17 protein-coding genes and 1 tRNA gene are annotated in these 26,655 nt (G+C 66.1%); 7 read left to right on the forward strand and 11 right to left on the reverse strand.

Annotated elements, in window-relative coordinates; translation table 11 throughout:
• Positions 1-1,554, forward strand: a complete 1,554-nt coding sequence (locus tag D7S86_RS08920; protein ID WP_121085533.1) for a methyl-accepting chemotaxis protein — start codon at positions 1-3, stop codon at positions 1,552-1,554.
• 33 nt (positions 1,555-1,587) lie between these two features.
• On the opposite strand, the gene msbA is transcribed toward D7S86_RS08920, so the two are convergent.
• On the reverse strand, positions 1,588-3,372 hold the full coding sequence (msbA, locus tag D7S86_RS08925; protein WP_121085535.1) for a lipid A export permease/ATP-binding protein MsbA: 1,785 nt from the start codon (positions 3,370-3,372) through the stop codon (positions 1,588-1,590).
• Positions 3,373-3,650: 278 nt separating this feature from the next.
• Here msbA and D7S86_RS08930 point away from each other — a divergent pair, with 278 nt between their 5' ends.
• Positions 3,651-4,433, forward strand: a complete 783-nt coding sequence (locus tag D7S86_RS08930; RefSeq protein WP_121085537.1) for a glycosyltransferase family 2 protein — start codon at positions 3,651-3,653, stop codon at positions 4,431-4,433.
• Between the two features lie 222 nt (positions 4,434-4,655).
• Positions 4,656-5,732, forward strand: coding sequence for a glycosyltransferase family 9 protein (locus tag D7S86_RS08935; protein WP_121085539.1), 1,077 nt, complete (start codon positions 4,656-4,658; stop codon positions 5,730-5,732).
• A gap of 47 nt (positions 5,733-5,779) precedes the next feature.
• Here the strand turns inward: D7S86_RS08935 and D7S86_RS08940 are convergent, their stop codons facing one another.
• The 3 genes from D7S86_RS08940 to dnaE form a co-directional block, all read right to left on the reverse strand.
• Positions 5,780-6,622 (reverse strand): glycosyltransferase family 2 protein, encoded by an 843-nt coding sequence (locus tag D7S86_RS08940; RefSeq protein WP_121085541.1) that lies wholly within the window; start codon positions 6,620-6,622, stop codon positions 5,780-5,782.
• Positions 6,619-7,848, reverse strand: coding sequence for an O-antigen ligase family protein (locus D7S86_RS08945; RefSeq protein ID WP_121085543.1), 1,230 nt, complete (start codon positions 7,846-7,848; stop codon positions 6,619-6,621). The genes D7S86_RS08940 and D7S86_RS08945 overlap by 4 nt, the downstream gene beginning before the upstream one ends.
• Positions 7,849-7,948: 100 nt before the next feature.
• Positions 7,949-11,482, reverse strand: a complete 3,534-nt coding sequence (gene dnaE / locus D7S86_RS08950) for a DNA polymerase III subunit alpha (protein WP_121086074.1) — start codon at positions 11,480-11,482, stop codon at positions 7,949-7,951.
• Between the two features lie 171 nt (positions 11,483-11,653).
• Between dnaE and D7S86_RS08955 the strand changes: the two genes are divergently transcribed.
• Both D7S86_RS08955 and gluQRS read left to right on the forward strand, forming a co-directional pair.
• Positions 11,654-12,577, forward strand: a complete 924-nt coding sequence (locus D7S86_RS08955) for a sulfurtransferase (protein ID WP_121085545.1) — start codon at positions 11,654-11,656, stop codon at positions 12,575-12,577.
• 98 nt (positions 12,578-12,675) lie between these two features.
• On the forward strand, positions 12,676-13,590 hold the full coding sequence (gene gluQRS / locus D7S86_RS08960; protein WP_121085547.1) for a tRNA glutamyl-Q(34) synthetase GluQRS: 915 nt from the start codon (positions 12,676-12,678) through the stop codon (positions 13,588-13,590).
• A gap of 99 nt (positions 13,591-13,689) precedes the next feature.
• On the opposite strand, the gene D7S86_RS08965 is transcribed toward gluQRS, so the two are convergent.
• The 4 genes from D7S86_RS08965 to D7S86_RS29470 form a co-directional block, all read right to left on the reverse strand.
• A complete protein-coding gene (locus tag D7S86_RS08965) occupies positions 13,690-15,204 on the reverse strand; it encodes a DEAD/DEAH box helicase (RefSeq protein ID WP_121085549.1) in 1,515 nt (504 codons plus the stop codon).
• A 348-nt stretch (positions 15,205-15,552) separates the two neighbouring features.
• Positions 15,553-16,158: an MliC family protein gene (locus tag D7S86_RS08970; protein WP_240648054.1), complete on the reverse strand. Its 606-nt coding sequence runs from the start codon at positions 16,156-16,158 to the stop codon at positions 15,553-15,555.
• 198 nt (positions 16,159-16,356) lie between these two features.
• Entirely contained in the window at positions 16,357-17,574 is a 1,218-nt protein-coding gene (purT, locus tag D7S86_RS08975; RefSeq protein ID WP_121085551.1) for a formate-dependent phosphoribosylglycinamide formyltransferase, read from the reverse strand.
• A gap of 33 nt (positions 17,575-17,607) precedes the next feature.
• Positions 17,608-18,030, reverse strand: a complete 423-nt coding sequence (locus D7S86_RS29470; RefSeq protein ID WP_158601906.1) for a hypothetical protein — start codon at positions 18,028-18,030, stop codon at positions 17,608-17,610.
• Positions 18,031-18,155: 125 nt separating this feature from the next.
• On the opposite strand from D7S86_RS29470, the gene D7S86_RS08980 reads away from it, so the two are divergent.
• On the forward strand, positions 18,156-19,673 hold the full coding sequence (locus tag D7S86_RS08980) for an MDR family MFS transporter (RefSeq protein ID WP_121085553.1): 1,518 nt from the start codon (positions 18,156-18,158) through the stop codon (positions 19,671-19,673).
• A gap of 291 nt (positions 19,674-19,964) precedes the next feature.
• On the forward strand, positions 19,965-22,184 hold the full coding sequence (locus D7S86_RS08985; protein ID WP_240648055.1) for an OPT family oligopeptide transporter: 2,220 nt from the start codon (positions 19,965-19,967) through the stop codon (positions 22,182-22,184).
• A gap of 6 nt (positions 22,185-22,190) precedes the next feature.
• Here the strand turns inward: D7S86_RS08985 and D7S86_RS08990 are convergent, their stop codons facing one another.
• From D7S86_RS08990 to rpoD, 3 genes are all read right to left on the reverse strand, one after another.
• Positions 22,191-23,195 (reverse strand): hypothetical protein, encoded by a 1,005-nt coding sequence (locus D7S86_RS08990; protein WP_147432276.1) that lies wholly within the window; start codon positions 23,193-23,195, stop codon positions 22,191-22,193.
• Positions 23,196-23,719: 524 nt separating this feature from the next.
• A tRNA-Ile gene (locus D7S86_RS09000) sits at positions 23,720-23,798 on the reverse strand.
• A 311-nt stretch (positions 23,799-24,109) separates the two neighbouring features.
• A complete protein-coding gene (rpoD, locus tag D7S86_RS09005) occupies positions 24,110-26,617 on the reverse strand; it encodes an RNA polymerase sigma factor RpoD (protein WP_205962778.1) in 2,508 nt (835 codons plus the stop codon).
• Positions 26,618-26,655 lie beyond the last annotated feature (38 nt).

A 26,655-nucleotide genomic window follows, 5' to 3' on the forward strand; every position in this document is an offset into this window, starting at 1 on the left:
ATGTCAAACGGGAACTGGACCGTCCGTGCGCGGCTGTACGGGGTCATCGGCGTCGCCACGCTCGTGCTGATCGTCGTCGGGGCGCTCGGGCTATCGGGCCTGTCGCGCGCCGATGCGGCGCTTGAACAAATCTACGAAGGCCGCGCCAAAGCCATCGAGCGGATTTCGTCGATCGACGAGCTGATCGCCGAAAGCCGGTTCGCGATCAGCGACGCGGTGCTCGACCCGTCGGCCGCGAAATCCAAGGCAACAGCCGAACTCATGAACCGCAATGCGCCGCTTATCGCATCGCTGTTCGAGCAATATCGCCACTACCCGCTGTCCGACGACGAGGCCCGCCTCGCCGATCAGTTCGCGAAGGACTACGGAACGCTCGAGAAAGACGGTCTCGGGCCCGCCGCCGCGTTCCTCGCGGCAGGTAATCTGTCCGAGGCGCAATGGACGATCGAAAAGACCGTCGAACCGCAGACCCTGAAGGTCAAGAAGGAAGCCGCCGAACTCCGGCAACTTCAGATCGACCAGGGGCAGGCCGAATACGCGCTCACGCGCGGCGCCGCGACGCGCGTGCGCTGGTTCGTCGGCGCGAGCATCGTGCTCGGCGCCTCGTTCACGGCCTGGATCTGCTGGCTGCTCGGCCGCACGCTGTTCACGCAGCTCGGCGGCGAGCCCGACTATGTCGCGGACATCGCGCGCGAAATCTCGCATGGGAATCTGTCGGTCGAGGTGCACACGCGCGCCGGCGATCAGTCGAGCGTCGTCTACGACATGAAGCTCATGCGCGACAAGCTCACGACGATGGTGCGCGAGATCAAGCAATCGGCCGAGTCGATCGCGCTGGCCGCCGGTGAAATCGCGGCGGGCAATCGCGATCTGACGGCCCGCACCGAGGAACACGCGGCGAACATCGAACGCACCGCGACGAACATGGGACAGATCGTCGCGATCGTCAAACAGAACGCCGACAATGCACTGCAGGCCACCCAGCTCGCCGAACGCGCGACGCTCCAGGCGCGCAACGGCAACGATGCGGTCGTCGAAGCGGTCAGCCGCATGGAAACGTTGACCGCGCATTCGCACAAGATCGGCACGATCACGTCGGTCATCGAGGGGATTGCGTTCCAGACCAATCTGCTCGCGCTCAATGCGGCCGTCGAAGCGGCGCGCGCGGGCGGCGCGGGACGCGGCTTCGCGGTCGTCGCGAGCGAAGTCCGCGCGCTCGCGCGGCGCAGCGCCGATGCCGCGAAGGAGATTGCGATACTGATCGGCAACACGACGCACGAAGTCGATACGGGGTCCGATACCGTGCGTCAGGCGGGCGGCACGATCGAGCAGATGATGCGGTCGGTCCGCGACGTCGCGACGTTGATCGACGAAATCTCGACGGCCTCGAACGAACAGAGCACGGGCCTCGACGCGATCAACAGCGCCGTCGCCCAAATGGACGAAGTCACGCAGCAGAACGCGGCGCTCGTCGAACAGGCGACCGCCGCGGCCCATGCGCTCGATGAACAGGCGGTCAACCTCAATCGCGCGGTGGCGGTGTTCGTGGTCTGACGTCGACCGCCGGCCGCCGACAATCCGCCCTGCTCAGGCCGCTTCCTGCTGCTGATACTGGATCCGGTGCAGGTTCGCGTAGAGCCCGTTATGCAGCAGCAGCTCGGCGTGGCTGCCCTGCTCGACGATGCGGCCGTGTTCGAGCACGACGATGCGGTCGGCGCGTTCGATCGTCGACAGACGGTGGGCGATGACCAGCGTCGTACGGCCGACCATCAGCTTCTCGAGCGCTTCCTGTACGTGACGTTCCGATTCGGAATCGAGCGCCGAGGTCGCCTCGTCGAGGATCAGGATCGGCGCGTCCTTGTAGACGGCCCGCGCGATCGCCAGACGCTGACGCTGGCCGCCCGACAAACGCATGCCGTTGTCGCCGACGCGCGTATCGAGCCCTTGCGGCATCAGCGCGACCGCATCGGTCAGGTTCGCCGCGGCGAGGGCCGCCTCGACGCGCGCGCGATCGATCGTCTGCCCGTAGGCGACGTTCGCGGCGATCGAATCGTTGAACAGCACGACGTCCTGACTCACGAACGCGATCTGCTTGCGCAGATCGGCGAGCACGTACTGGTCGATCGGCACGCCGTCGACGAGGATGCGGCCCGCGGTCGGATCGAAGAAGCGCGGCAGCAGATTCACGAGCGTCGTCTTCCCGCTGCCCGACGGACCCGCGAGCGCGATCATCTCGCCGGGCCGCATGACCAGATTGATGTCGTCGAGCACCGGGCGCTCCGACGTCGGGAACCGGAACGCGACGCGCTCGAACTCGACCTTGCCGAGCGCGCGGTCGAGCGGCGTGTCGCCGCCGGCCGGTTCGCATTCCTCGTCGATCAGGCCGAAGATCAGCTCGCACGCCGTCATGCCGCGCTGCAGCGGCTGGTTCACGTCGATCAGATGCTTGAGCGGCGAGATCACGAGCAGCATCGCCGTCACGAACGCGACAAAGCCGCCGACCGTCGTCTGATCGTGGGCCGACTGCACGACCGCGATCGTGATGACGATCGCGAGCGCAATCGATGCGAAAAACTGCGTGAGCGGCTGAGCGAGGCCGCCGACCACCGTCATGCGCATCGCATAGCCGCGCAGACGCTTGCTCATCTCCTCGAAGCGCGATAGCTCGTAGGCTTCGCCGCCGTGGATCTTGACGACCTTGTAGCCGCCGACCGTTTCCTCGACGATGTACGACAGCTCGTTCGTCAACTTCTGCTGTTCGGTGCCGAGACGCCGCAGGCGGCGATTGATCTTGCTCACGAGCCAGCCGATGCCCGGCAGGATCACCGCGACGATCAGCGTGAGCCGCCAGTTCAGATAGAACAGATAGCCGAGCAGGAACAGCACGGTCAGCGAGTCGCGCACGAGCGTGACCATCACGCTGATCAGCACGTTGAGGATCTGATTGACCTCGAAGACGATCGCGTTGATGACCGTGCTCGCCGTTTCGCGATGGAAGAACGCGGCGCTCGTGTGGATCATCCGGTTGAACATATCGAGCCGCAGCCGCAGCAGGATCCGGTTCGACACGTAGGCGAGCAGATATTGCGAGCCGTATTGCGCGGCGCCGCGCGTAAACGCGAGGCCGATGACGGCGATCGGCACGAACCAGCGCGCGCGGTCGCTGCCTTTCGAGCCGAAGCCGTGATCGAGCAGCGGCTTGAGCAAGGCCGGAATGCCCGCATCCGTGGCCGCGCTGACGCCCATCGTCAGGATCGCGAGCACGACGAGCCCGATCAAGGGTTTGATATACGGCCAAAGCCTTTTCATGACCGCGCTCGACGAAGTCGTGCTGCCGCCGATCGGCTTTCTCAGACTATTCTGGCTTTCCAAGGGGAATACCTTCTCTCGCTTGCAAACAACATGCGGCGTTCGCGCGACAAACCCGTTCGCGCGTACCGGGATAAACCATCGAATTATAACCGTGCGCACCCGGCACGCCGCATGGGGCCGGCCCGCGCGCACCCGGGCCGCGCGGGCCATCGCCCGTCCGGCATGCACAAGCCGTCCATTTCCTTCGCGGGCGCGCCGCGCGACATCGCGCCCGGCAGGCACGCGGGTAGCGCGCGGGTATACTCCGCGCTGTTCCGACCCGATCCCGTCCCGTCCACGTGCACGCCCCGACATCCTCACCCGCCAGGCCGACGCTCGGCGTCGCCCTGATCTCGCTCAACGCGGCCGCGCGTCTCGCGCCATGCCTCGCGGCGCTGTCGTTCGCCGACGATATCGTCGTCATCGACGGCGGCAGTCACGACGCCACGCAACAGATCGCACGCGAACACGGCGCCCGCGTGATCGTCGAGCCGGTCTGGCCCGGGTTCGGCGCGCAGAAGAACCGCGCGATCGATGCGCTCGGCACGGACTGGGTCCTGTCGATCGACACCGACGAAATCGTCACGCCAGCGCTCGCGCAGGCGATCGCCGCGGCCATCCGCCAGCCGTCGGCCGACGTCTACGCACTCGATCGCTTGTCGAGCTTTTGCGGCCGCTGGATCCATCACAGCGGCTGGTATCCCGATTGGGTGCCGCGTCTGTTCCGGCGCGGCGCGGCGCGTTTTTCCGACGACCTCGTGCACGAACGGCTCGTGTTCGATGCGCGATGCGAGCGTCTGGCCGGCAAGCTCATGCACTACTCGTACGAGGACTTCGACACGGTCCTGCGCAAGCTCGATGCCTATTCGAGCGCGGGCGCCCGGCAGCGCTTCGCGGCAGGCAAGCGCGGCGGGTTCGGCAAGGCGCTCGGGCGCGGGTTCTGGGCGTTCGTGCGCACGTGGATCCTGCGGCGCGGCTTTCTCGACGGCCGCGCGGGCTTCATGATCGCGGTCTTCAACGCGGAAACCGTCTACTACCGGTTTCTGAAACTCGGCGCCCATCACGACGACCGCGTAGCGTAAACGGATGGCGGGCCCCGCAAGCACACGGCGCCCGGCGTCGATCGACGTGCCCATCGGCGCCCCTACGTGTCCATGCGCGCCCGTACGCACCCGTACAATGCGGCCTGCCCCCGGCGCGTTTGCGGTAGCATCGAACGGTTTTGAACGAGCGCCCCACACGCCACTCCCCGCCACCGCCGCAGCGACGCGGCGACCCGCGCGCGCAACGAGTATTCGAAAGTCATGAAAGAAGTCTCACGTCCCCTCGCATCGAGCCCCGCGCGCAAGCCCCGGGTCTTGGTCATTCGCGCCGGCATGCTCGGGGACACGATCTGGGGCACGACGCCGATCGAGAGCATCCGCTCCGTCTACGGCCCCGATACGGAAGTCGATCTGATCGTCAAGCAAGGCATGGGCGGCCTGTTCCGCCATGATCCGCGCATCGGACGCGTCTTCGAGATCAAGCGTCGCAAGCTGCCGCTGCTGCTGAGCCCGACCAAGCTCAAGGTCTGGTGGCGTTCGCTGCGCCAGCCCTACGACCTCATGCTGGATCTCGAAACGAGCACGCATTTCCGCAGCCTGTTCGGCGCCGCCCGCGCGCGCAAGAAGGTCCGCGGCTATTCGATCCGCGATCAGGTCGGCGCCCAGACCGAGCATGCGGTCGTCTCGCTGCGCAAGATCATCGCGCTCGCGTTGCCGCGCGCGATTGCCGAGCGCGCCGCACCGTCGCTCGTGGCGCCCGAGCATCTCGACGTGCGCGCGACGTTCTCGCTCGAAGGCCCCTATATCTGCGTCCATTGCAGCAATAGCTGGCTCGCCGCCGGGCGAACCGCGCTGCGCTCATGGCCCGTCGAGAACTGGCGCGATTTGCTGAGCCAATGGCACACGCTGTTTCCGCGGCATACGCCCGTGCTGATCGGCACGTCGGCCGAAGCCGGCATGATCGGGCAGATCGCGCAGGATCAGCCTCACTGCATCAATCTGGCCGGCAAGACGAATCTGCCCCAGCTCATGGCCGTGATCGCGCAAAGCGACGCGATGATCAGCACGGACACGGGGCCGAGCCATATGGCGGCGGCGCTCGGCGTGCCCGTCGTATCGTTGTTCGGCCCGACCCAGCCGCTGCAGACGGGGCCGTTCTCGGACGGCCGCAACGCGGTCAAGGTGCTCTCGGTGGGGTTGTCGTGCAGTCCGTGCGTCAAGACCCCGGCGTTCGATACCTGCGAGCGCAACCGCTGCATGGAATCGATCACGCCGCCGATGGTCGCGACGGCCGTGCATCAGGTGCTGTTCCCGGTCCCGGTCGCCGCCGCGCGCTGATCGCGCACGAGGGTTACGCGGGGGGTGCAGAGATTGCGCGCGCCGACCTAGCGCGCGCGCCGCATATTGAACTGCGGGAGCGCATCGACCTTCGCGATGTCCTCCGCGCTCCACTTGTCTTCCTTCGTGATCAGATTCGCGGCGTCGGCGAACGTCGGCGGCGTCTTCTTCGCCTTCATCGTGAGCCGGATGTAGTGATGCACGTACGTGTCGAGACAGATATGCAGCGGCTTGATGTCGCCGACTGAGTCCGCGCGCGTGCGCGTGCGCAGATAGAGGTCGAAATCGGCCGCCTGCATGCGCTCGTCCCAGAGGCCGATGATCGGCAGCGCATCGCGATGCAGCATCACGGTATTGCCGACGAAGCCTTCCTTGACCTGGCCCGCGAATCGTTCATTGCGGTCGCGGCAGAAGCCGACCCAGTCCGGATACATGAACCGGTGCATCGCGCGCAGGATCGGCTTGCTCGTGCCGAACAGGCTCAGCGAGTACTTGATCCGGTGCCAGCGCCGCTTCAGATAGCGCGTTGCCGCTTCGGACTCGACCTGCTCGACGCCGCAGACCGTCGCCGCGAGCAGGCCGTTCTTCTGCATCGACGCGACCATCGTCCGGTCCCAGTCGGGCGAGACGATGATGTCGTTGTTGAGGAACGCGAGCCAATCGTACTGCGCGACCGCGATGCCCTGGTTCTGGCTCTTCGGGTACGAGTAGTTGACGCCGTTGCGGATGACCTTCGCGCCCGCCGCCTCGAACATCTCCGCGCTCCCGTCGGTCGACCCGTTGTCGATGATGATGAGCTCGTACTTGTGATGCGTGTACCGCTGCACGGATTCGAGAAACAGCTCGTTGACCGCGCGCTGGTTATAAATCGCTGTAATGATGCTGATCATGACTGTCGTAGGCCGCGAGTGGCGTCGGAACGAGGTTCGAACCAGCGGCCCGCGAACATGGCGGCCGCCAGCAGGATGAAGCCCGTCCCCGTGATGTTGTCGGTGAAATACGAATTGAGCAGCGCCGTCAGCGCGAACGTCACGACCAGCAGCGTCGCGGCCCAGCGCTCGGGCGACGCGAGCCGGCTCGCCTGAACGAGGCCGCAGATCAGCATCGCGAGCGTCGCGAGTACGCCGACGACGCCGGTCTCGACCGCGATCCAGAGATAGTCGCAATGCGGATTGCGTCCGCCTTGCGCGCCCTGGTCCTCGAAGATGACCGCCTGATAGCTGCCCGTACCGTGACCGAGCACGGGCTTCTGCTCGACGACGGCCATCGCGTTGCGCCAGAAGAACAGACGCAGGCCGAGCGAATTCTCGTAGTTGCCCGAACGCAGCACGCCCTTTTGCGCTTGCTGCAAATCATACTGCGCGCGCGTGACTTCCGACTTGAGCATGTTCGAGCTCGAGAAGAACACCGCGCCGAGCACGACGAGCACGAGCATGCCGACGATGCCCTTGCGGACGTCCCAGAGCAGCAGCAGGCAGCACAGCGCCGCGAGCAGCGCGCCTTGCGCCGTACGGCCCGCGACGAACAAGAAGACGTCGACCACGCAGGCGGCGAGCACGAGCGCGGTCAGCTTGCGATAGCGCGGCGCGATGGCGCCCTTGAGCCAGAACGCGGCGATCGACAGGATCAGGATGCTCGCGAACGAGTCGTGATACGTATGCGTGCGAAACACCTGGTAATCGCCGGGCATGCCGTACAGCACGGGATGGTGAAGCAGCGCGGTGATGATCGACACGACCACGCTCAGCAGCGTGCCCACGCCGAACCCGAGCAACACGCCTTGCCGCACGGGCAACAGCATGCATCCCGCGAAAATCACGGGCACGAGCAGATACGGACGCAGCTTGACGAGCATGCCGATCGCCGCGTGCGTCGACGGCGCCCAGAGCACGCCGAGCACGAACACCGCGTAAAACACGAGACATCCGATCGAAAACGGCTGCCGCAGCGCGGTGCCGATCTGGCGTCGCGCGGCGGGGATCAACAGGATCGCCACGACGAGCAGCGCCGAGCTGATGTTCTGCAACGCCGTCGATACGGGGATCGAGAAGCCCGCCAAAACGGCGATCGTCGCCAGAACCCGGATGGACGCGTCAGTCGATCGAGCCGAAGTCATGTGAATCGGAATCAAAGAGTGGATGAACAAGCCCCTGCCGGGCGGACGCAGATCATAGCATCACCGTTGCGCGGCCCCGCCGGGGCGCTTGTTACCGCCGCTAATACGCGATTTCGGCGCGGCTGTCGGCCAATTCGCTATGCAGCGCGCTCAACAGCTCGTCGGTCGGCTTGACGCGCCACGCCTCGCCCAACTGGACTTCGCAGAGCGCGTCGTCGGCGCGGTAGGCGATCTGGACCGTCAGTCCGTTGGGCGTCGGCACGGGCGCGCGTTGGCGTCCGCCGTTCGGCCCGCGCGAAGGCGGCGGAGGCGGCGGCGGAACGTCGTTCGGATCGGCCCAGTGCGCCTCGAGCACGCGCTTGAGCGCGGCGGGGTCCATCTGGCCGTTCATCTCGACCTTGACCGAGCGCGCGAACCGGCTGCGCGCGCGTCCGAGATCCATGACCGACTCGGCCGTGAACCGGATTCCGCCCGTAAACGCGTCATTGCGCGCCTGCCCTTGCACGACGAGCAACTCGTCTTCCTTGAACAACGCCTTGTTCGCTTCGAAGACTTCGTTGAACACGGTGATCTCGCACTGCCCCGTGCCGTCGTCGAGCAGCACGACGACCATCTTGCCGCGCTGGGTCATCTGCGTGCGCAAGCTCGTCGTGACGCCCGCCACAAGCTTGTCGCGCCCTTCGGTCAGGTCGGACAGCTTCGTGCGGACGAACTGGCGCATCTCCGCGCGATACGCGTCGAACAGATGGCCCGACACGAAAAAGCCGAGCGCCGTCTTCTCTTCCTGCAACCGGCGCTTCTCGGGCCAGGCGGGTTCATCGACGAGCGTGTGAGCCGCCATGCCGCCGTCGCCCGCGTCGTCCATCTCGAACAGGCCGCCCTGCATCTTGTTCGCATCGGTCTGTTCGGCGGCTTCCATCGCGAGCGCGACCGACGCGAGCAATTGCGCGCGGTTCGCGTTGATCGTGTCGAACGCGCCCGCGCGGATCATCGCCTCGATCGTGCGGCGATTGACGACGCGACGGTCGATGCGTGAGCAGAAGTCATAGAGGTCCTTGAACGGTCCGTCTTCGCGCGCGCGCAGGATCTCCTCGATCGCGCTCTGGCCGCTGCCCTTGATCGCGCCCAGGCCGTAGCGGATCGTCTTCGCGCGGCTGCCGTCGGCTTCGCCGACGGGCTCGAACCGGTACGCCGACTGATTGACGTCGGGCGGCAACACCTGCATACCGTTCGCGATGCAATCCTCGTAGAGGATCTTGACCTTGTCGGTGTCGTCCATCGCGAGGCTCATATTGGCCGCCATGAATTCGGCCGGATGATGCGCCTTGAGCCACGCCGTGTAGTACGCGAGCAGCGCATACGCGGCCGCGTGCGACTTGTTGAAGCCGTAGCCCGCGAACTTCTCCATGAGGTCGAACGTCTCGTCGGCCTTCTCGGCCGACAGGCCGTTCTTGGCCGCGCCCTCGCGGAACATGTCGCGATGCTTGGCCATTTCCTCGGCCTTCTTCTTGCCCATCGCGCGACGCAGCAAGTCGGCGCCGCCCAGCGAATAGCCGCCGATGATCTGCGCCATCTGCATGACCTGCTCCTGGTAGACCATGATTCCATAGGTCTCCTTGAGCACGGGTTCGACGCGCGGATCCGGATATTCGACGGCTTCGCGGCCGTGCTTGCGCGCGCAGAAGCTCGGAATCAGGTCCATCGGACCCGGCCGGTACAGCGCGACGAGCGCGATGATGTCCTCGAAGCGGTCGGGCTGCGCGTCCTTGAGCATGCCCTGCATGCCGCGGCTTTCGAGCTGGAACACGGCGACCGTATTCGCTTTCTTGAGAATCGAGAACGACGCGGGATCGTCGAGCGGCACCTGCGACAGATTCCAGTCCTGCTTCGACGCGTCGAGCCGGCGGATATAACGCTCGGCCCAGTCGAGAATCGTCAGCGTCGTCAGGCCCAGAAAGTCGAACTTGACGAGGCCGACCGCTTCGACGTCGTCCTTGTCGTACTGGCTCACGGTGCCGCCGTCGTCGCCCTGCGTGTAGAGCGGACAGAAGTCGGTCAGCTTGCCGGGCGCGATCAGCACGCCGCCCGCGTGCATGCCGACGTTACGCGTGAGCCCTTCGACGCGTTGCGCGAGCTCGAGCAACTGGCGGACTTCATCCTCGTTGTCGCGGCGCTCGGCGAGCGCGGGCTCTTCCTTGAGCGCGTCGTCGATCGTGACGAGCTTGCCCGGCTTGAACGGAATCAGCTTTGCGACGCCGTCCGTGAAGTTGTAGCCGAGATCGAGCACGCGGCCGATATCGCGAACCGCAGCCTTCGCGGCCATCGTACCGAACGTCGCGATCTGCGAGACCGCGTCGGCGCCGTATTTCTGCTTGACGTACTGGATCACGCGATCGCGGCCGTGCTGGCAGAAGTCGATGTCGAAGTCGGGCATCGACACGCGTTCGGGGTTCAGGAACCGTTCGAACAGCAGGTTGTACTTGAGCGGATCGAGGTCGGTGATGCCGAGCGCGTACGCGACGAGCGAACCGGCCCCCGAGCCCCGGCCCGGGCCGACGGGCACGCCGTTGTTCTTCGCCCAGTTGATGAAGTCGGCAACGATCAGGAAGTAGCCCGGGAAGCCCATCTTGATGATCGTGGCCGCTTCGAATTCGAGCCGCGCGTAGTACTGCTCGCGCTTCGTCTCGCGTTGCTCGACGTTCGGGAACAGCTGTTCGAGGCGCTTTTCGAGCCCGTCCTTCGACAATTGGACGAGATAGTCGTCGAGCGACAGGCCGTCGGGCGTCGGGAACAGCGGCAGCTTGGGCTTGCCGAGTTCGAGCGTGACGTTGCACCGCTTCGCGATCTCGATCGTGTTCGCGACGGCCGACGGCAGATCCGCGAACAGCGCGGTCATCTCGTCCTGGGTGCGGAAATACTGATCGGTCGTGAAGCGCTTCTGACGGCGCGGATTCGCGAGGATGTCGCCCTCGGAAATACAGACGCGCGCTTCGTGCGCCGTGAAATCGTCGGCGCTCATGAACTGCGTCGGGTGGGTCGCGACGACGGGCAGCTTCAGGTCGGCCGCGAGCCGCACGGCGTCGGCCAGATACGCGTCGCCGCCGGGCAGACCCGCGCGTTGAAGCTCGATATAGAAGCCGCCCTCGAACAAGCGCGCCCAGCGCTGCGCATGACGGCGCGCGGCGTCCGCGTTGCCCGCGGCGAGCGCGAGGCCGATATCGCCCTGCTGCGCGCCCGACAGCGCGAGCAAGCCTTGCGCGAAGCCGTCTTCGAGCCAGCTGACGTCGATCTCGGCACGGCCCCGATGCTGATTCGTGAGCCACGCGCGCGACAGCAGCTCGCACAGATTCAGATAACCGGTCGTGTCCTTGCAGAGCAGCAGCAGGCGACCCGGCTTGTCGCGGTCGTCGGGATTCGTGATCCAGACGTCGCAGCCGACAATCGGCTTGACGCCCTTGCCGCGCGCTTCCTTGTAGAAGCGGACCAGGCCGAACGCATTGGCGAGGTCGGTCAGCGCGAGCGCGCCCTGACCGTCCTTCGCGGCAGCCGCGACCGCGTCGTCGATGCGCACGACACCGTCGGCGATCGAGAACTCGGAGTGCAGGCGAAGATGGACGAAACGTGGGAGAGACATGCGGCGATTGTACCGTTTCGAAAGCGCGGACCGGAACGGCGAACGATGCGCCGCGACGGTCGGATACGCGATCGGCGATAATACGCGTTTCGCGGGGTCCGCGCCGCTGCCGATACGATCGACGCGCCACACGGGTCATCCCGCCCCATTTACCGTTTCTGTCCCTGCATCATGAGCATCGTCAACCTCGCCGCCTACAAATTCGTCTCGATCGCCTCGACCGCCGACTGGCGCGCCCCGCTGCGCGAACGGTGCGAAGCGTTGGGGCTGCGCGGCACGATCCTGCTCGCGCCCGAAGGCATCAATCTGTTTCTCGCGGGCCCGGCCGAGGCGACCGACGCGTTTCTCGCCTACCTGCGTGGCGACGCGCTGTTCGAGGGCAAGTTCGCCGATCTCGAGGTCAAGGTCAGCCACTCCGACAAACAGCCGTTCCGTCGCATGCTCGTCAAGCTCAAGAACGAAATCATCACGATGCACTCGCCGTCGATCCGGCCCGAAGCCGGCCGCGCGCCCGCGGTCGACGCGCGCACGCTCAAGCGCTGGCTCGACGACGGCGTCGACGATGCGGGCCGGCCGGTCGTCATGCTCGATACGCGCAACGCGTTCGAAGTCGACGTCGGCACGTTCGATCGCGCGCTCGACTACCGGATCGGCAAATTCAGCGAGTTTCCGCAAGTCGTCGCCGACAACCGCGCGGACTTCGAGGGCAAGACCGTCGTGTCGTTCTGCACGGGCGGCATCCGCTGCGAGAAGGCCGCGATCCATATGGAAAACGTCGGCATCGATCACGTCTACCAGCTCGAAGGCGGCATTCTCAAGTACTTCGAGGAAGTCGGCGGCGCGCATTACACGGGCGACTGTTTCGTCTTCGACTACCGGACCGCGCTGACGCCGACGCTCGAACCCGCGGCCACGGTCCAGTGCTTCGCGTGCCGCGCGGTCGTCGACGTCGCGGCGCAGCAGACGTCCGAATACAAGGCCGGCGAATATTGCCCCGCGTGCTACTCGGCGCAGCGCGAAGCGATCGATACGCGCAACGCGCGCTCCAGCCGATCGGGCGCGATCCGCGCGGCGGGCGAGACGGCGCACTCGTGACCGCGCCGGCCGGCACGGCGCCGCCAACTCGTCCACGCTCGCCCCCCCGGCCACGCCAGCATCGATGGCTGAACCCACCCGCCACGGCACCCGCCGGCATGACATCGGCTACCGCACCCTACTGCGGCCGTTTCGCGCCCTCGCCGACGGGCCCTCTGCACGCGGGCTCGCTCGCAAGCGCCTTGGCGAGTTATCTCGATGCGCGCGCCCATGACGGCCGCTGGCTGATCCGGATCGAAGACATCGACGGCCCGCGGACCGTGCCCGGCGCCGCGCAGAGCCAGCTCCGCACGCTCGAACGCGTCGGCATGCACGCGGACGCACCGCCCGTCTGGCAGACCCGACGAACCGACGCCTATGCGGCCGCGCTCGACGCGCTGACCGCGAACGGACACGTCTACCCATGCGGCTGCACACGCAAGGAAATCGCCGATTCGCTCACCCATCTCCGTGAACGCCATCGGACGCTGACGTATCCGGGCACCTGCCGCGACGGCCTGCACGGCAAACCCGCGCGCGCCTGGCGCTTGCGGGTGCCCGACGGCGAGGCCGCGCGCATGCGCTTCGAAGACCGCTGGCAAGGTCCGCAGCACCAGGATCTCGCGACCGAGGTCGGCGATTTCGTGCTCAAGCGCGCCGATGGACAATGGGCGTACCAGCTCGCTGTCGTCGTCGACGATGCGGCGTCGGCTGTCACCGATATCGTGCGCGGCGCCGATCTGCTCGATTCGACCGCGCGCCAGATCTATCTCCAGCAGTGCCTCGGACTGCCGGTCCCGCGGTATCTGCACGTCCCGGTCGTGATCGACGCGCACGGCGAGAAGCTCAGCAAGCAGACGCTCGCGCAGGCCGTCGACGACGAACGCCCGCTCGAAGCGCTCGCGCGCGCGGCGCGGCATCTCGGCCTGCAAGAGGCCGCGACGGCGCACTCATTGACACGGTTTTATGAAGTCGCGATCGCGCAATGGAAAGCGCGTTGGGTCGAGCGCGCGCAAGGCGGCGCATCGACATAGCGCGGTGATGGGTAACGAGCGGACGAAGGGGCGATGCGCGCGGCAATCGGCGGCATCTGAACGAAGTCCGATCCCGCTCGACCGCGCGCCGGGCTGCGATCAGTTACCGCTCGTCTTGCGCGGCAGTCCGCCGAGCAACGCGGCGACCTGCCGCTTGGGGCCCTTGCGCTCGGGTTCGGGCGCGGCCGCCTCGGGCGCCGTCGTGCTCGCCGATGGCTCATAGGGCTTGTAGAAGATATCGTCGTGCACGATCGGCGCGGGCTGGAAGCGCGTGCGATCGGGACCGCGCCGGCGGCCATTGTCATCGTCGAAGCGCGTGCGCTCGCGACGCGCGCCGTGTTGTTCGCCCTCCTCACGGCGGCGCGGCGGGCGGTCGCGCTCTTCGCGCGGCGGCGCCGATTCGACGACGAGCGTGCCGCGTTCGAGCGGCCGCTTGATCAGCTTTTCGATGTCCGCGAGTTGCTTGCGCTCGTTCGGGCTGCACAGCGACAACGCATCGCCCGACGCGCCCGCGCGGCCCGTACGGCCGATCCGGTGCACATAGTCTTCGGCGTTGAACGGCAGATCGAAGTTGATGACCGCCGGGAGTTCGGCGATATCGAGGCCGCGCGCGGCGACATCGGTCGCAACGAGCGCTTCGATCTCGTTGCGCTTGAATGCGTCGAGCGCCTGCATGCGCTCGGACTGCGTGCGGTCGCCGTGAATCGCGGCCGCGACGATGCCCGCCTTCTCGATCTGACGCGCCAGACGGCTCGCGCCGATCTTGCTGTTGCAGAACACGATGACCTGCTTGAGGCCGCGCTCGCGGATCAATTGAACGACCGCACCCGTCTTGTCGCCTTCGTTGACCTCGTAGACGACTTGCGTCACGTTGGTCGCCGTCGAATTCCGAACCGCCGTTTCGATGGTTTGCGGATCGCGCAGATAACTGCCCGCGAGCCGCTTGATCTCGTTCGAGAACGTCGCCGAGAACAGCAGCGTCTGGCGCGAGTCGGGCAGCAGGTTCAGGATGCGCTGAAGGTCCGGCAGGAAGCCCATGTCGAGCATGCGGTCGGCTTCGTCGAGCACGAGCATCTGGACCTGGCCGAGGTTTGCCGTCTTCTGCTGGACGTGATCGAGCAGGCGGCCCGGCGTCGCGATCAGGATTTCAACGCCGCGGCGCAATGCTTCGGACTGCGGATTCATGTCGACGCCGCCGAACACGACCGCGCTGCGCAGCGCCGTGTACTTGCCGTACGCGAACACGTTCGCGGCGACCTGGTCGGCGAGTTCGCGCGTCGGCGTGAGGATCAGCGCGCGGATCGGATGGCGCGCGGGCGACGTGCTCGTGCTCGCGAGCGGCAGCAGACGCTGAAGAATCGGCAGCGAGAAGCTCGCCGTCTTGCCCGTGCCCGTCTGGGCCGCGCCCATCACGTCGCGCCCCGACAGGACGACGGGAATCGCCTGAGCCTGGATCGGCGTCGGCGTCGTATAGCCTTGCTCGGCGATCGCCTTGCGGATTTCAGGCGCGAGGCCGAACGCGTCGAACGACACGGCGGGGGCCGCGGCGGCGGCCGGTGCCGGCTGGCCGGACACATCGGAGGTGTCGGCCTGAGGGGCGGAATGATCGGACATAGGTATCTTCGAAGGCCGGGCGCGCTGAGGCACGCATATCGCTGGGGCACGCATAACGCACCGCGCACAACTTGGCAACCCGTGATTGTAACACTCGCGTGCGATTCGTCCCGATTGCGGGCCGGATCGCTCTGCGCGCGCCTGACCGCGCCGCTTTCGATCTCAGGTATAGAAGGTTTTCGTGACGCAAAAAAGTAGGCGGCCCGTCACGGCCGAGCACGCCGCCATGCGCCGCCGTGCGTCAAGCGCCTCGACATGTGACAGCGGTCCGCCGGCCGCTCGGATCGCCGGCCGCTCGAATCGCGCGCGCTTTGCCCACGCCGACGTGCGCACGCGACATGCCCGCTCCTAACGCGTGATCGCCTTGCAATCCTTCGCCACGGCGGGACCGTTTTCGCCCTGCGTGAGATCGTAGAGATTGCCGTCGTTGCCCTTGGTCCACCAGATGTACTTGTCGGCCGCATAGCGCGCGCCCGAGCCCGAGAGGACGTTGACGAACACGAGGTGCCGCCCGTCGAGACGGATGATCGCGAAACTCTGCTGATTGTCGGTGTTCAAGTACGCGACGCCGAGTTCGCGGCCGCCTTCGCATTGATACGTGACGACGCTGCGCGAGACGACCTTGAGCTGCGGAAACGTCAGCGACACCCGCTTGCCGCCGGGCGGCGGCGCGACCGGCACGTCAGCCACGGGCACCGGCACGACCGCGGACGGCTCGGCAGATGCATCCGTCGCGGCGAGCCGCATCGGCGCGACGACGCGCGTCGGCGCATCGTTTGAATCGATCCGCGCGGCGGTTGGGGTCGTGTCGGGCACGGCCGTCTCGAGCGTCGGCGCGGCGAGAACGGGCGCGAGCGCTGTCGCGAACGCCGGGCTCACGACACCGACCGATGCCGCGCTCGCCACGATTCGCAACCCGCGCGCATACGTCTTCAAAACAGCTCGAAACGGCATAGCCTTGCTCCTTGAACGATGAGGCGGACGCGAACGTCGGTGCTGGCGGGTCCGCGTCGAGCCGGCAAGCACGGCAACCCCGTCATGGCGATCTGCCTCGTCAGGCCTCATCTGGCCTCGTCAGGTTGATCCTGGCCGGCGGCGGCCCAAGCGGACCGAGCCCAGCCGAGCCCAACCGGTCCGAGCCCAGTCGAGCCATCAGGCCTCGCCCGGCACCGGACGCACACGCGAGGCCGCCGTGCGCGCATTCTCGCGCGCGGCGTCGATCGTTGTCGCGGCGGCGACGGCGACGCCCATGCGTCGCTTGACGAAACTCTCGGGCTTGCCGAACAGCCGCAGATCCGAACGCGGCACCGCGAGCGCCTCGGCCACGCCTTCGAACGCGATGCCCCGCGCTTCGAGCCCGCCGTAGATGACCGCCGATGCGCCCGTGTCGCGCAGCGTGGTGTCGACGGGCAGGCCGAGGATCGCGCGCGCATGCAGTTCGAACTCGGACTGGCCTTGCGTGATCAGCGTCACGAGACCCGTATCGTGCGGACGCGGGCTCACTTCCGAGAACCAGACCGCGTCGCCCTTGACGAACAGCTCGACGCCGAAAATGCCGCGTCCGCCGAGCGCCGCCGTGACCTTGCCCGCGACATCGCGCGCGCGTTCGAGCGCCAGCGCGCTCATCGGCTGAGGCTGCCACGACTCGACGTAGTCGCCCGCCTTCTGAAGATGGCCGATCGGTTCGCAATAGCGTGTCTCGATCTCGCCGCTCGCGCCGCGAGCGCGGACCGTCAGCAGCGTGATCTCGTAGTCGAAGTCGATAAAGCCCTCGACGATCACGCGACCGCCCTTCACGCGGCCGCCCGACATCGCGTAGTCCCATGCGGGACCGACGTCGGCCTCGCCGCGCAGCACCGACTGCCCCTTGCCCGACGACGACATGACGGGCTTCACGACGCACGGGAATCCGATGCCGCCCGCGATCGCCGCGCGCAGCGATTCGAGCGAATCGGCAAACGCGTACGGCGACGTCGGCAAACCGAGTTCTTCGGCCGCGAGCCGGCGGATGCCTTCGCGATTCATCGTGAGCTGCGTCGCGCGCGCGGTCGGGATCACTTCGGCGATGCCCTCGCGCTCGATCTCGGCAAGCGTATCGGTCGCGATCGCCTCGATCTCGGGCACGACCAGATGCGGCCGTTCGCGTTCGATGATCTCGCGCAGCGCCTTGGGGTCCGTCATATCGATCACGAACGCGCGATGCGCGACTTGATGCCCGGGCGCGTCGGCATAGCGATCGACGGCGATCGTCTCGACGCCCAGGCGCTGCAGCGCGATCAGCACTTCCTTGCCGAGTTCGCCGGCGCCGAGCAGCATCACGCGTGTGGCCGATGCGCTACCCGGCGTTCCGATTCTTGCCCCGATGGTCATTGCACGCTCCGCGAAAAAAGTGCGCCGATGCTATCACGCGCGCCGCCGACCGCGCGGACCTAGAGGCAGTGCCCAACATCGCCGCCTAAGGCGGTTTCGGTTCATGCGGGACAGGGCATAGGGCGCCGCGGTCGGTCGGATCGGTTGAAAGGCGGGGTCCGGGCGCAGGAAATGCTGTATCGGGCGGGTGACGTCGAGCTTGTGGACGGCGCGGGCGATGCAGGCGGGGTTGAGCCCGGACTTTATCTCGGTCTCGGACTTGCACTTGGCTTTGGTCTCGGACTTGGACTTGGACTTGGACTTGGAGTCGGAGTCGGAGTCGGAGTCGGGCTTGGGCTTGGGCTTGGGCTTGAGCTTGAGCTTGAGCTTGAGCTTGAGCTTGGGCTTGGGCTTGGGCTTGGGCTTGGGACACTCAACCATGCAATCGGGTCGCGTTGTCGTCGGCGCGGTGGTCATCAACGGCAACCACAGCAAATCGAACGGTCCCGCCCCCTGCCGTTCGGCCGACTTTCACGCGACACGCCGACTCGCTACACTCATCGCCAACGCTGATCGCCCATTCGCCCGTCCGGGCCTGCCCGATGCACGACGACGCCCCGCCTTACAAACCACCCGTGCGCGTGATCTATCCGACGCTGATGCTCGTGATGTTTCTCGCGGCGCTCGATCAGACGATCGTCTCGACCGCGTTGCCGACGATCGTCGGCGAGCTCGGCGGACTGTCGCAGCTTTCATGGGTCGTGACCGCCTACCTGCTGACCTCGACGATCGTCGTGCCGCTCTACGGCAAGTTCGGCGACCTGTTCGGCCGGCGCATCGTGCTCCAGGTCGCGATCGTGCTGTTTCTGGCCGGCTCCGCGCTGTGCGGCATGGTGCAGGACATGACGTGGCTCATCATCATGCGCGCGCTGCAGGGGCTCGGCGGCGGCGGGCTCATGGTCTCGTCGATCGCCGCGATCGGCGACGTCGTGCCGCCGGCCGAGCGTGGGCGTTATCAAGGGTTGTTCGGCGCGGTGTTCGGGCTCTCGACAGTTATCGGACCGCTGCTCGGCGGCTATATCGTCGAGCATTTTTCGTGGCGCTGGATCTTCTATCTGAACCTGCCGCTCGGCGTGCTCGCGATGCTCGTGCTCGGCATCGTGTTCAAGCCGCACACGCGGCATATCGATCACAAGATCGACTACCCGGGCGCGATCTTCATGGCTGCCGGGCTTACGTGCGTGATCCTGTTCACGAGCGAAGGCGGCACGACGTTGCCGTGGCGCTCGATCGAACTCTGGATGCTGCTGATCCTCGGTGTCGTGCTGCTGTTCGGTTTCGTCTTCGAGGAACGTACCGCCGCCGAGCCGATCATGCCGCTGGAGCTGTTCGCGTCGCGTGTGTTCTCGATCGCGTGCGCGGTCGGATTCATCGTCGGGATCGCGATGTTCGGCTCGATCACGTTCCTGCCGCTCTATCTGCAGGTCGCCAAGGGCGCATCGCCGACGGGCGCGGGACTCCAGTTGCTGCCGATGATGGGCGGCATCATCTTCGCGTCGATCGTGTCGGGACGCATCATCAGCAAGATCGGCCGATACCGGATGTTCCCGATCGTCGGCACGGCGGTCATGTCCGTCGCGCTCGGGCTGATGTCGACGATCCGGCTCGATACGCCGCTTCGTGTGCTCGACGGGTACATGCTGATCCTCGGACTCGGGCTCGGGATGGTCATGCAGGTGCTGATCCTCGCGGTGCAGAACGCGGTCGATTTCCGGCATATGGGCGTGGCGACGTCGGGCGCGACCTTGTTCCGCTCGATCGGCGGCTCGATCGGCGTGGCGTTGTTCGGCGCGATCTTCTCGAACGGTCTTGCGAGCCGGCTCGAAGCGCTGCTGCCGGCCGACACGGTATTGCCGCGCAATCTCGGACCGGCGACTGTCGCGCAGTTGCCCGATGCGATTCGGCACGACTATCTGAGCGCCTTCTCGTCTTCGTTGCATATCGTGTTTCTCGTGGCCGCCTGCGTCGCGATCGTCGGCTTCGTGCTCGCGCTGTTCATGATCGACGTGCCGATGCGCACGCACGATGCGCGCGACGCGCCGCCGCCCGCGATCGAATAAGACGCCGCGACGAGGGCTGAGCGCGCCGCGCATGCAGCGTCGGCAAGCCGCGACGATCGGCCATGGGTGGGTCGTGAATCGTTGGTCGTGAGTGGTCGGTCGTTGGTGATCGATCGCTCGGCGCTCGGCGCTCGGCGCTCGGCGCTCGGCGCTCGGCGCTCGGCGCTCGGCGCTCGGCGCTCGGCGCTCGGCGGGCAGCGGGCAGCGGGCAGCGGGCAGCGGGCAGCGGGCAGCGGGCCTATCGTGCGGCGTTTTCTATAATCCGGGCGAACGTCTCTCTTGCGAAGTCATATGGCCTCTCATCCATCCCGCATTCCTGACTCGACGACGCTGCCCGAACTCACGGTGCGCGGCATGGTGCTCGGCGCGCTGATCACGATCGTGTTCACTGCGTCGAACGTCTATCTGGGCCTCAAGGTCGGCCTGACCTTTTCGTCGTCGATCCCCGCCGCCGTGATCTCGATGGCCGTGCTGCGCGCGATGAACGCCGGCAATATTCTCGAAAACAATATGGTCCAGACGCAGGCCTCGGCGGCCGGCACGCTGTCGTCGATCATCTTCGTGATGCCGGGCCTGCTCATGATCGGCCACTGGCACGGCTTTCCATTCTGGCTCACGCTCGGCATCTGCGGCGCGGGCGGCATGCTCGGCGTGATGTTCACGATCCCGCTGCGCCGCGCGATGGTCGTCGACAGCACACTCCCCTATCCCGAGGGCGTCGCCGCCGCCGAAATCCTGCGGATCGGCAGCGCGCCGTCCGAAGCGCTTGAGGCGGTCGAGCCCGCGGATCCGCGCGCGTCGAATGGACCACGCGAGACAGCTTCTGCAACCACGTACAGAGCGACAACAGGCATGGATGCGGATGCCGGTGCCGGTCCAAATCCAAATCCAAATCCAAATCCAAATCCAAATCCAAATCCAAGCCCAAGCCCAAGCCCGAGTCATGATGCGCGAGACGATGCGGGTGCGCGCGAGATCGCGTTCGGCGGCATCGTCTCGGCCGTGTTCGCCTTTGCCACGAGCGGACTCAAGATCTTCGGCGAAAGCATCACGGCCTGGCTCCCCGTCGGATCGGCCGTATTCCGGCTCACGACCGGCTTCTCACTCGCGTTGATCGGCGCGGGCTACCTGATCGGCATCGTCTCGGGACTCGCGATCCTGCTCGGCATCGTGCTGAGCTGGGGCGTCGCGGTGCCCATTCTGACGAGCGTCACGTCGAACGCCGATGCGCAACCGGTCGCGGCATTCGCGACCGGACTATGGGCCCACAAGGTTCGCTTCATCGGCGCGGGCACGATCGGCGTCGCTGCCGTCTGGACCTTGATCACGCTCGCGAAACCCATGGTCGAAGGCGTCCGGACATCGTTCGCCGCGATCGGCCACGCGCGCAGCCAGGGCACGCGGACCGGCGCGACGCCCCGCACCGAAACCGATCTCGCGCCGCGCGCCATCATCGGGATCACGCTTGCGCTCGTCGCGGTCTGGCTCGTCACGTTCGCCGCGTTTCTCGCGCCCGCGCCGCTGCCAATGGGATCGATCGCGCTGCTCGTGCTTTGCGGCGTGCTCTTCGCGGTCATCTTCGGCTTTCTTGTCGCCGCCGCCTGCGGATATATGGCCGGCCTCGTCGGATCGTCGACGAGCCCGATCTCGGGGATCGGCATCGTCGCCGTGATTCTGGTCTCGCTGCTGATCCTCGCGATGAGCCAGGCGACAGGGCTGCTGGTCACCGCCGAAGGCCGCGACCTCGCGATCGCGCTCGCCTTGTTCACGACGTCCGCCGTGATCGCCGTCGCGACGATCTCGAACGACAACCTTCAGGATCTCAAGACAGGCTGGCTTGTCGGTGCGACGCCGTGGCGCCAGCAGGTCGCCTTGCTGATCGGCTGCGTGGTCGGCGCGGCCGTCATTCCGCCCGTGTTGAATCTGCTTTACAACGCATATGGATTTCCGGGCGCGCTGCCTCACGCGGGCATGGATCCCGCCCAGGCCCTCTCCGCACCGCAGGCGACCTTGATGACCGCGATCGCGACCGGCATCTTCACGCATGCGCTCGATTGGTCGATGCTCGGCATCGGCGTCGCGCTCGGCATCGCGCTGATCGCCGTCGATACCGTGCTTGCGCGCCGCGGCGGGGTCGCGCGGCTTCCGGTCATCGCGGTCGGGATCGGGATCTACCTGCCGCCGACGATCGGCTCGACGCTCGTGATCGGCGCAGCGCTCGGCTGGATCGTCGACCGGACGCTGCGTGCGCGCGCACGCGCACGTCACGTCGACGAGACCGCGTTCGCCGAGCGTGCGAACCGGCGCGGCGTCCTCCTCGCGTCGGGGCTCATCGTCGGCGAAAGTCTGGTCGGCGTCGTGCTCGCGGCCGTCGTGGGCTTCACGGGACGCGACGCGCCGCTCGCGATCGTCAACGGCGCATTTGCTTCGACGTCGGAATGGCTCGCGCTCGTCGTGTTTGTCGCGGTCTGCGTGATCGTCGCGCGACGCGTGCTGGCGGCCGCGCGATAGGCGCCGTCAGCAGAAGTCGTTGACGGTCGGCAGTTCGCCGCGCGGCGCGATATCGACGTCGAGCAGCGTAATCGCCGCATACGACGACCACATGCCCTGCCAGCCCGAGCGCAGCGGCGCATTGGTGCGAACCGTCGACTGGTCGATCGGTCCGAGCACCTTGGCGCCGTAGCCGTTGTCGAGATAGCCGCCCGTGCGTTCGTAAATGCCCCGGCGCGTGCGTTCGGGCTTGACCGGCAATTCGCCGGTCTGAACGTAGCGATTGACGTTGACCGCGAACCGGTTGAAGTCGATCGCGCCGTCGATCCAGCTTTCGAGATCGGAGGTATCGACAAGCGAATCCGTGACGTCCGAATACCGGACGCGCCCCAGATGCTCGTCGACGAAATAGCGCTGGTTCGGTTCGATCGGCACGGGTTGCGGCGGCACGTGGTTCGGAAAACCGAGCACCTCGATCGCCGCGACGTTCATCTCGCCGATCGCCTCGAGCAGGGGCACCTGCTGGGTCATGTAGTCGCTGAGCAGTTCGGCCTGCTGTTCGGTCAGATCGTCGCCCGAGACGACGAGCTTGCCGGGGCTCACGCGTTGCGCGTAGACGATCGCCGTACGCAGCGTCCTGAGCTTCAGGCGGCGGACCGGCACGTTGATCCGGTATTGCGCGAGGCCGCGCGACAGCACGTCGGTCGCCGTCGAGGCGACCTGGACATTCTGGCGAAACCGGTTCTGACCGCTGAACGCAGCACGCACCGACGCGTATTGGCGCGGGTTGAACGGTAGCGGGTCGCCGGGCTTGAACGCGTGAACCGGGCGACGCAGGAACGACGACCGCTTGTCGCGATTGGGTTCCTGGATCAGGACGGCGAGCTGCCCGCCATCCTTGCGCTCGACGGGTTTAGGCGGGGCCGCGCCGGGCAGTTGGCGTGTCTGCGGCCCTTGTGTTTCGCCGATGCCGCCGGCCAACACATCAAGCTGTCCGGAGCTGATCCCAGGACTGGTTACGGACAACGCCATTGAACATTCTCACGCTGGATTGAATTGCGCCGGATGCACCCCGGCCCGTTCCGGACACTCGGCCTCGCCAGGACGTCGTGTCGCTCGGACACACCAGCCCGCCCGGCGCCTCGGGACGCCCGAATTCCACTTTCCGGCAGGATCAGTGTCGCAGGTCGCGGGCGAACCGATCCGCGAAGCAACGAGGCAATTTGGGGCTTATTCGAGGTTTGTAAAAAGCGTCCGGATCGCGGCGTGGGTGGACGTCGGGCGACGGGCATTTTTGGGGAGGCATCGTCCAGCCGTTTCGAGCCTTGGGCCTTGGGCCTTGGGCCTTGGGCCTTGAGCTTCGGGCTTCGGGCTTCGGGCTCGGGTGTTCGGGTGTTCGGGAAACTTGTGGCAACGCGCACGCAGCGGGCAGCGGGCAGCGGGCAGCGGGCAGCGGGCAGCGGGCAGCGGGCAGCGGGCAGCGGGCAGCGGGCAGCATCATGCGGCCTCACCGAACAATAAAAAAGGCTTAGCCGAAGCTAAGCCTTGGGAACGACTGGTGGGCCTCCTTGGAGTCGAACCAAGCACCAACGGATTATGAGTCCGCTGCTCTAACCAAGCATGAGCTAGAGGCCCTGAAAACGGGAGAAACGCGGCGGACGACCTCGTTCGAGTTCGTCCGGCGCAATCGGTGCAGACGGAAAACCGTTCAGCGAGATGCGCCGCCGATCGACACAACGGATCGGCACGACCGCGTCGGCAACAGGACCCGCAGGATAGCGGCCTACTCTACCTATGACAAGCGCCCCCGCAGGGGCGCTTGGGCGAATCGAAAATCAAACCCGAGCGCATCGGACACGTCTGCGATCCATCGAACCCGACACGACGCCGGAGGCGTCCGATACATCAACCGCAGATGTCCGGCAGCCTTTCGCCGGACACCCGGATCAATTCCCTTCGAGGAACGACTTGAGCTTGTCCGAACGGCTCGGGTGACGCAGCTTGCGCAGCGCCTTCGCTTCGATCTGACGGATCCGTTCGCGCGTGACGTCGAACTGCTTGCCGACTTCCTCGAGCGTATGGTCCGTGCTCATCTCGACACCGAAACGCATGCGCAACACCTTCGCTTCGCGCGGCGTCAGCGAGTCGAGCACGTCCTTGACGACGTCGCGCATGCTCGCATGCAGCGCCGCGTCGGCCGGCGCGACCGTATTCGTATCCTCGATGAAATCGCCCAGATGCGAATCGTCGTCGTCGCCAATCGGCGTTTCCATCGAGATCGGTTCCTTCGCGATCTTCATGATCTTGCGGATCTTGTCTTCCGGCATGTCCATCTTTTCTGCCAGCGTCGCCGGATCCGGCTCGAGACCGGTTTCCTGCAGGATCTGACGCGAGATCCGGTTCATCTTGTTGATCGTTTCGATCATGTGGACCGGAATACGGATCGTGCGGGCCTGATCCGCAATCGAGCGCGTGATCGCCTGACGAATCCACCACGTCGCATACGTCGAGAACTTGTAGCCACGACGATATTCGAACTTGTCGACGGCCTTCATGAGACCGATATTGCCTTCCTGGATCAGATCGAGGAATTGCAGGCCGCGGTTCGTGTACTTCTTCGCGATCGAAATCACGAGACGCAGATTGGCCTCGGTCATCTCACGCTTGGCCTGACGTGCCTTGAGCTCGCCCGCCGCCATCTGGCGATTCGTTTCCTTGAGATCCTGCAGCGGCAGCACGACGCGCGCCTGCAGATCGATCAGACGTTGCTGTTGCTCGCGAATCGCCGGGATATTGCGTTCGAGAACGGCGCTGTAACCATGGCCCTCGCCGACGATCACCGTCGCCCAGTCGAGATTCGTCTCGTTGCTCGGGAAGCGCGAGATGAACTCGGCACGCGACATGCCGCACTTGTCGACGACCGTGTGCAGAATCTGACGCTCGACCGAACGCACTTCCTCGACCTGCGCACGCAGCGTGTCGCACAGACGCTCGACGTTGCGCGCGGTGAAGCGGATCGACATGAGTTCGGTCTGAATCGTTTCCTGCGCCTTCAGATAGGCCTTCGACTTATAGCCTTCCTTCTCGTAGGCACGGCGCATCTTGTCGAACCATTCGCCGATCAGCGCGAACTTCGCGAGCGAGTCGACGCGCAGCTTTTCGAGCTGAGCGGCATTCGCACGCTCGGCCACGGCGCCGTCGTCTTCCTCTTCTTCCTCGTCGCCCTCTTCCTCGGCTTCTTCATCCTCGGATTCGATCGCTTCGGCCTCGGCGGCATTGAAGCCGTCCGTGTCTTCGGCGTTGTCGTCGACGAGACCGTCGACGAGCTCGTCGATGCGCATCTCATCGTTCGCGACGCGCTCGGCCATCGCGAGAATTTCCGCGATCGTCGTCGGGCAGGCGGAGATCGCCATGACCATGTGCTTGAGACCGTCTTCGATGCGCTTCGCGATTTCGATTTCGCCTTCGCGCGTCAGCAGCTCGACGGTCCCCATCTCACGCATATACATACGGACCGGGTCGGTCGTGCGGCCGAATTCCGAATCGACGGTCGACAGCGCGACTTCGGCTTCTTCCTCGACTTCGTCGTCGCTCGACGCCGCGGGCGCGTTGTCGTTGAGCAGCAGCGTTTCCGCATCGGGCGCCTGCTCGTAGACGGCCACGCCCATATCGTTGAACGTGCCGACGATGCTCTCGATCGCCTCGACTTCGTTGAGATCGTCAGGCAGGTGGTCGTTGATTTCCGCGTAGGTCAGGAAGCCGCGATCCTTGCCGAGCTTGATCAGCGCGCGCAGCTTCGAGCGGCGCTCTTCGAGCTCCTCGGCGGTGCCGGGCTGATGCGACGCGAACGCGTCCTTCAGCAACGCCTTTTCCTTCGCGCGGCGATCGCGCGCCTTGAGCTTCTCGACCTTCGGCGCGGGTTGCGTATCCTCGGCCTGGGCCGCGGCGTTATCGACTGATGCTTCGTTCGACGTTTTCTTCATTGGACTGCCCGTAGCGGCGTGTATCTCGGCGTGCGGCTGTTCTTCAACATCCGTGCCACCTGTTGAAACCTTGCTCTCGCGCGCCGAAACGGCGGCACCCTTGTCGGATGCATGCGCGGTTGCCCTCGACGCCGGCTCTGCCGCGGGCGCCCGTGTGACCGCCCTCGAGGCGGCACCCGCCGCCTTCGCGGACGGCTTCGTACTTGTCGCAGTACGCGCGGCAGCGCTTTTGCCGGTCTGGCTCGAGGCAGCGCTACCCGCCTCTTTCTTCGTGCTCGCGGACGGTTCCGCGACGGGCGTCGCAGCCTTGCTCGACGTGTTCCTCGTGGCGGCGGCCGATCGCGTGCGCGCCTGGCCCGAGCGCTCGCGCGCCGGCGCCAGGCTCGACGGCGATGCCGCGGCCGGGTCGCCCGATGCGACGTGCTCGTCCTGCGCCTTCACCTTCGTCTTGCCGCTCGTAGTTTTCACCATTACGATCTCGCCCCATCAACAGAACTTCACTGGTTCCG

The sequence above is a fragment of the Pararobbsia silviterrae genome, assembly GCF_003628125.1.
Lineage (GTDB): Bacteria > Pseudomonadota > Gammaproteobacteria > Burkholderiales > Burkholderiaceae > Pararobbsia > Pararobbsia silviterrae.

Bases quoted from the DNA above. Each gene is read 5' to 3' on its own strand.
- D7S86_RS08920 (WP_121085533.1), top strand. From the start codon at position 1: ATGTCAAACGGGAACTGGACCGTCCGTGCGCGGCTGTACGGGGTCATC.
- D7S86_RS08935 (WP_121085539.1), top strand. From the start codon at position 4,656: ATGAAAGAAGTCTCACGTCCCCTCGCATCGAGCCCCGCGCGCAAGCCC.
- D7S86_RS08940 (WP_121085541.1), bottom strand. From the start codon at position 6,622: ATGATCAGCATCATTACAGCGATTTATAACCAGCGCGCGGTCAACGAG.
- D7S86_RS08945 (WP_121085543.1), bottom strand. From the start codon at position 7,848: ATGACTTCGGCTCGATCGACTGACGCGTCCATCCGGGTTCTGGCGACG.
- dnaE (WP_121086074.1), bottom strand. From the start codon at position 11,482: ATGTCTCTCCCACGTTTCGTCCATCTTCGCCTGCACTCCGAGTTCTCG.
- D7S86_RS08955 (WP_121085545.1), top strand. From the start codon at position 11,654: ATGAGCATCGTCAACCTCGCCGCCTACAAATTCGTCTCGATCGCCTCG.
- gluQRS (WP_121085547.1), top strand. From the start codon at position 12,676: ATGACATCGGCTACCGCACCCTACTGCGGCCGTTTCGCGCCCTCGCCG.
- D7S86_RS08965 (WP_121085549.1), bottom strand. From the start codon at position 15,204: ATGTCCGATCATTCCGCCCCTCAGGCCGACACCTCCGATGTGTCCGGC.
- D7S86_RS08970 (WP_240648054.1), bottom strand. From the start codon at position 16,158: ATGCCGTTTCGAGCTGTTTTGAAGACGTATGCGCGCGGGTTGCGAATC.
- purT (WP_121085551.1), bottom strand. From the start codon at position 17,574: ATGACCATCGGGGCAAGAATCGGAACGCCGGGTAGCGCATCGGCCACA.
- D7S86_RS29470 (WP_158601906.1), bottom strand. From the start codon at position 18,030: ATGACCACCGCGCCGACGACAACGCGACCCGATTGCATGGTTGAGTGT.
- D7S86_RS08980 (WP_121085553.1), top strand. From the start codon at position 18,156: ATGCACGACGACGCCCCGCCTTACAAACCACCCGTGCGCGTGATCTAT.
- D7S86_RS08985 (WP_240648055.1), top strand. From the start codon at position 19,965: ATGGCCTCTCATCCATCCCGCATTCCTGACTCGACGACGCTGCCCGAA.
- D7S86_RS08990 (WP_147432276.1), bottom strand. From the start codon at position 23,195: ATGGCGTTGTCCGTAACCAGTCCTGGGATCAGCTCCGGACAGCTTGAT.
- rpoD (WP_205962778.1), bottom strand. From the start codon at position 26,617: ATGGTGAAAACTACGAGCGGCAAGACGAAGGTGAAGGCGCAGGACGAG.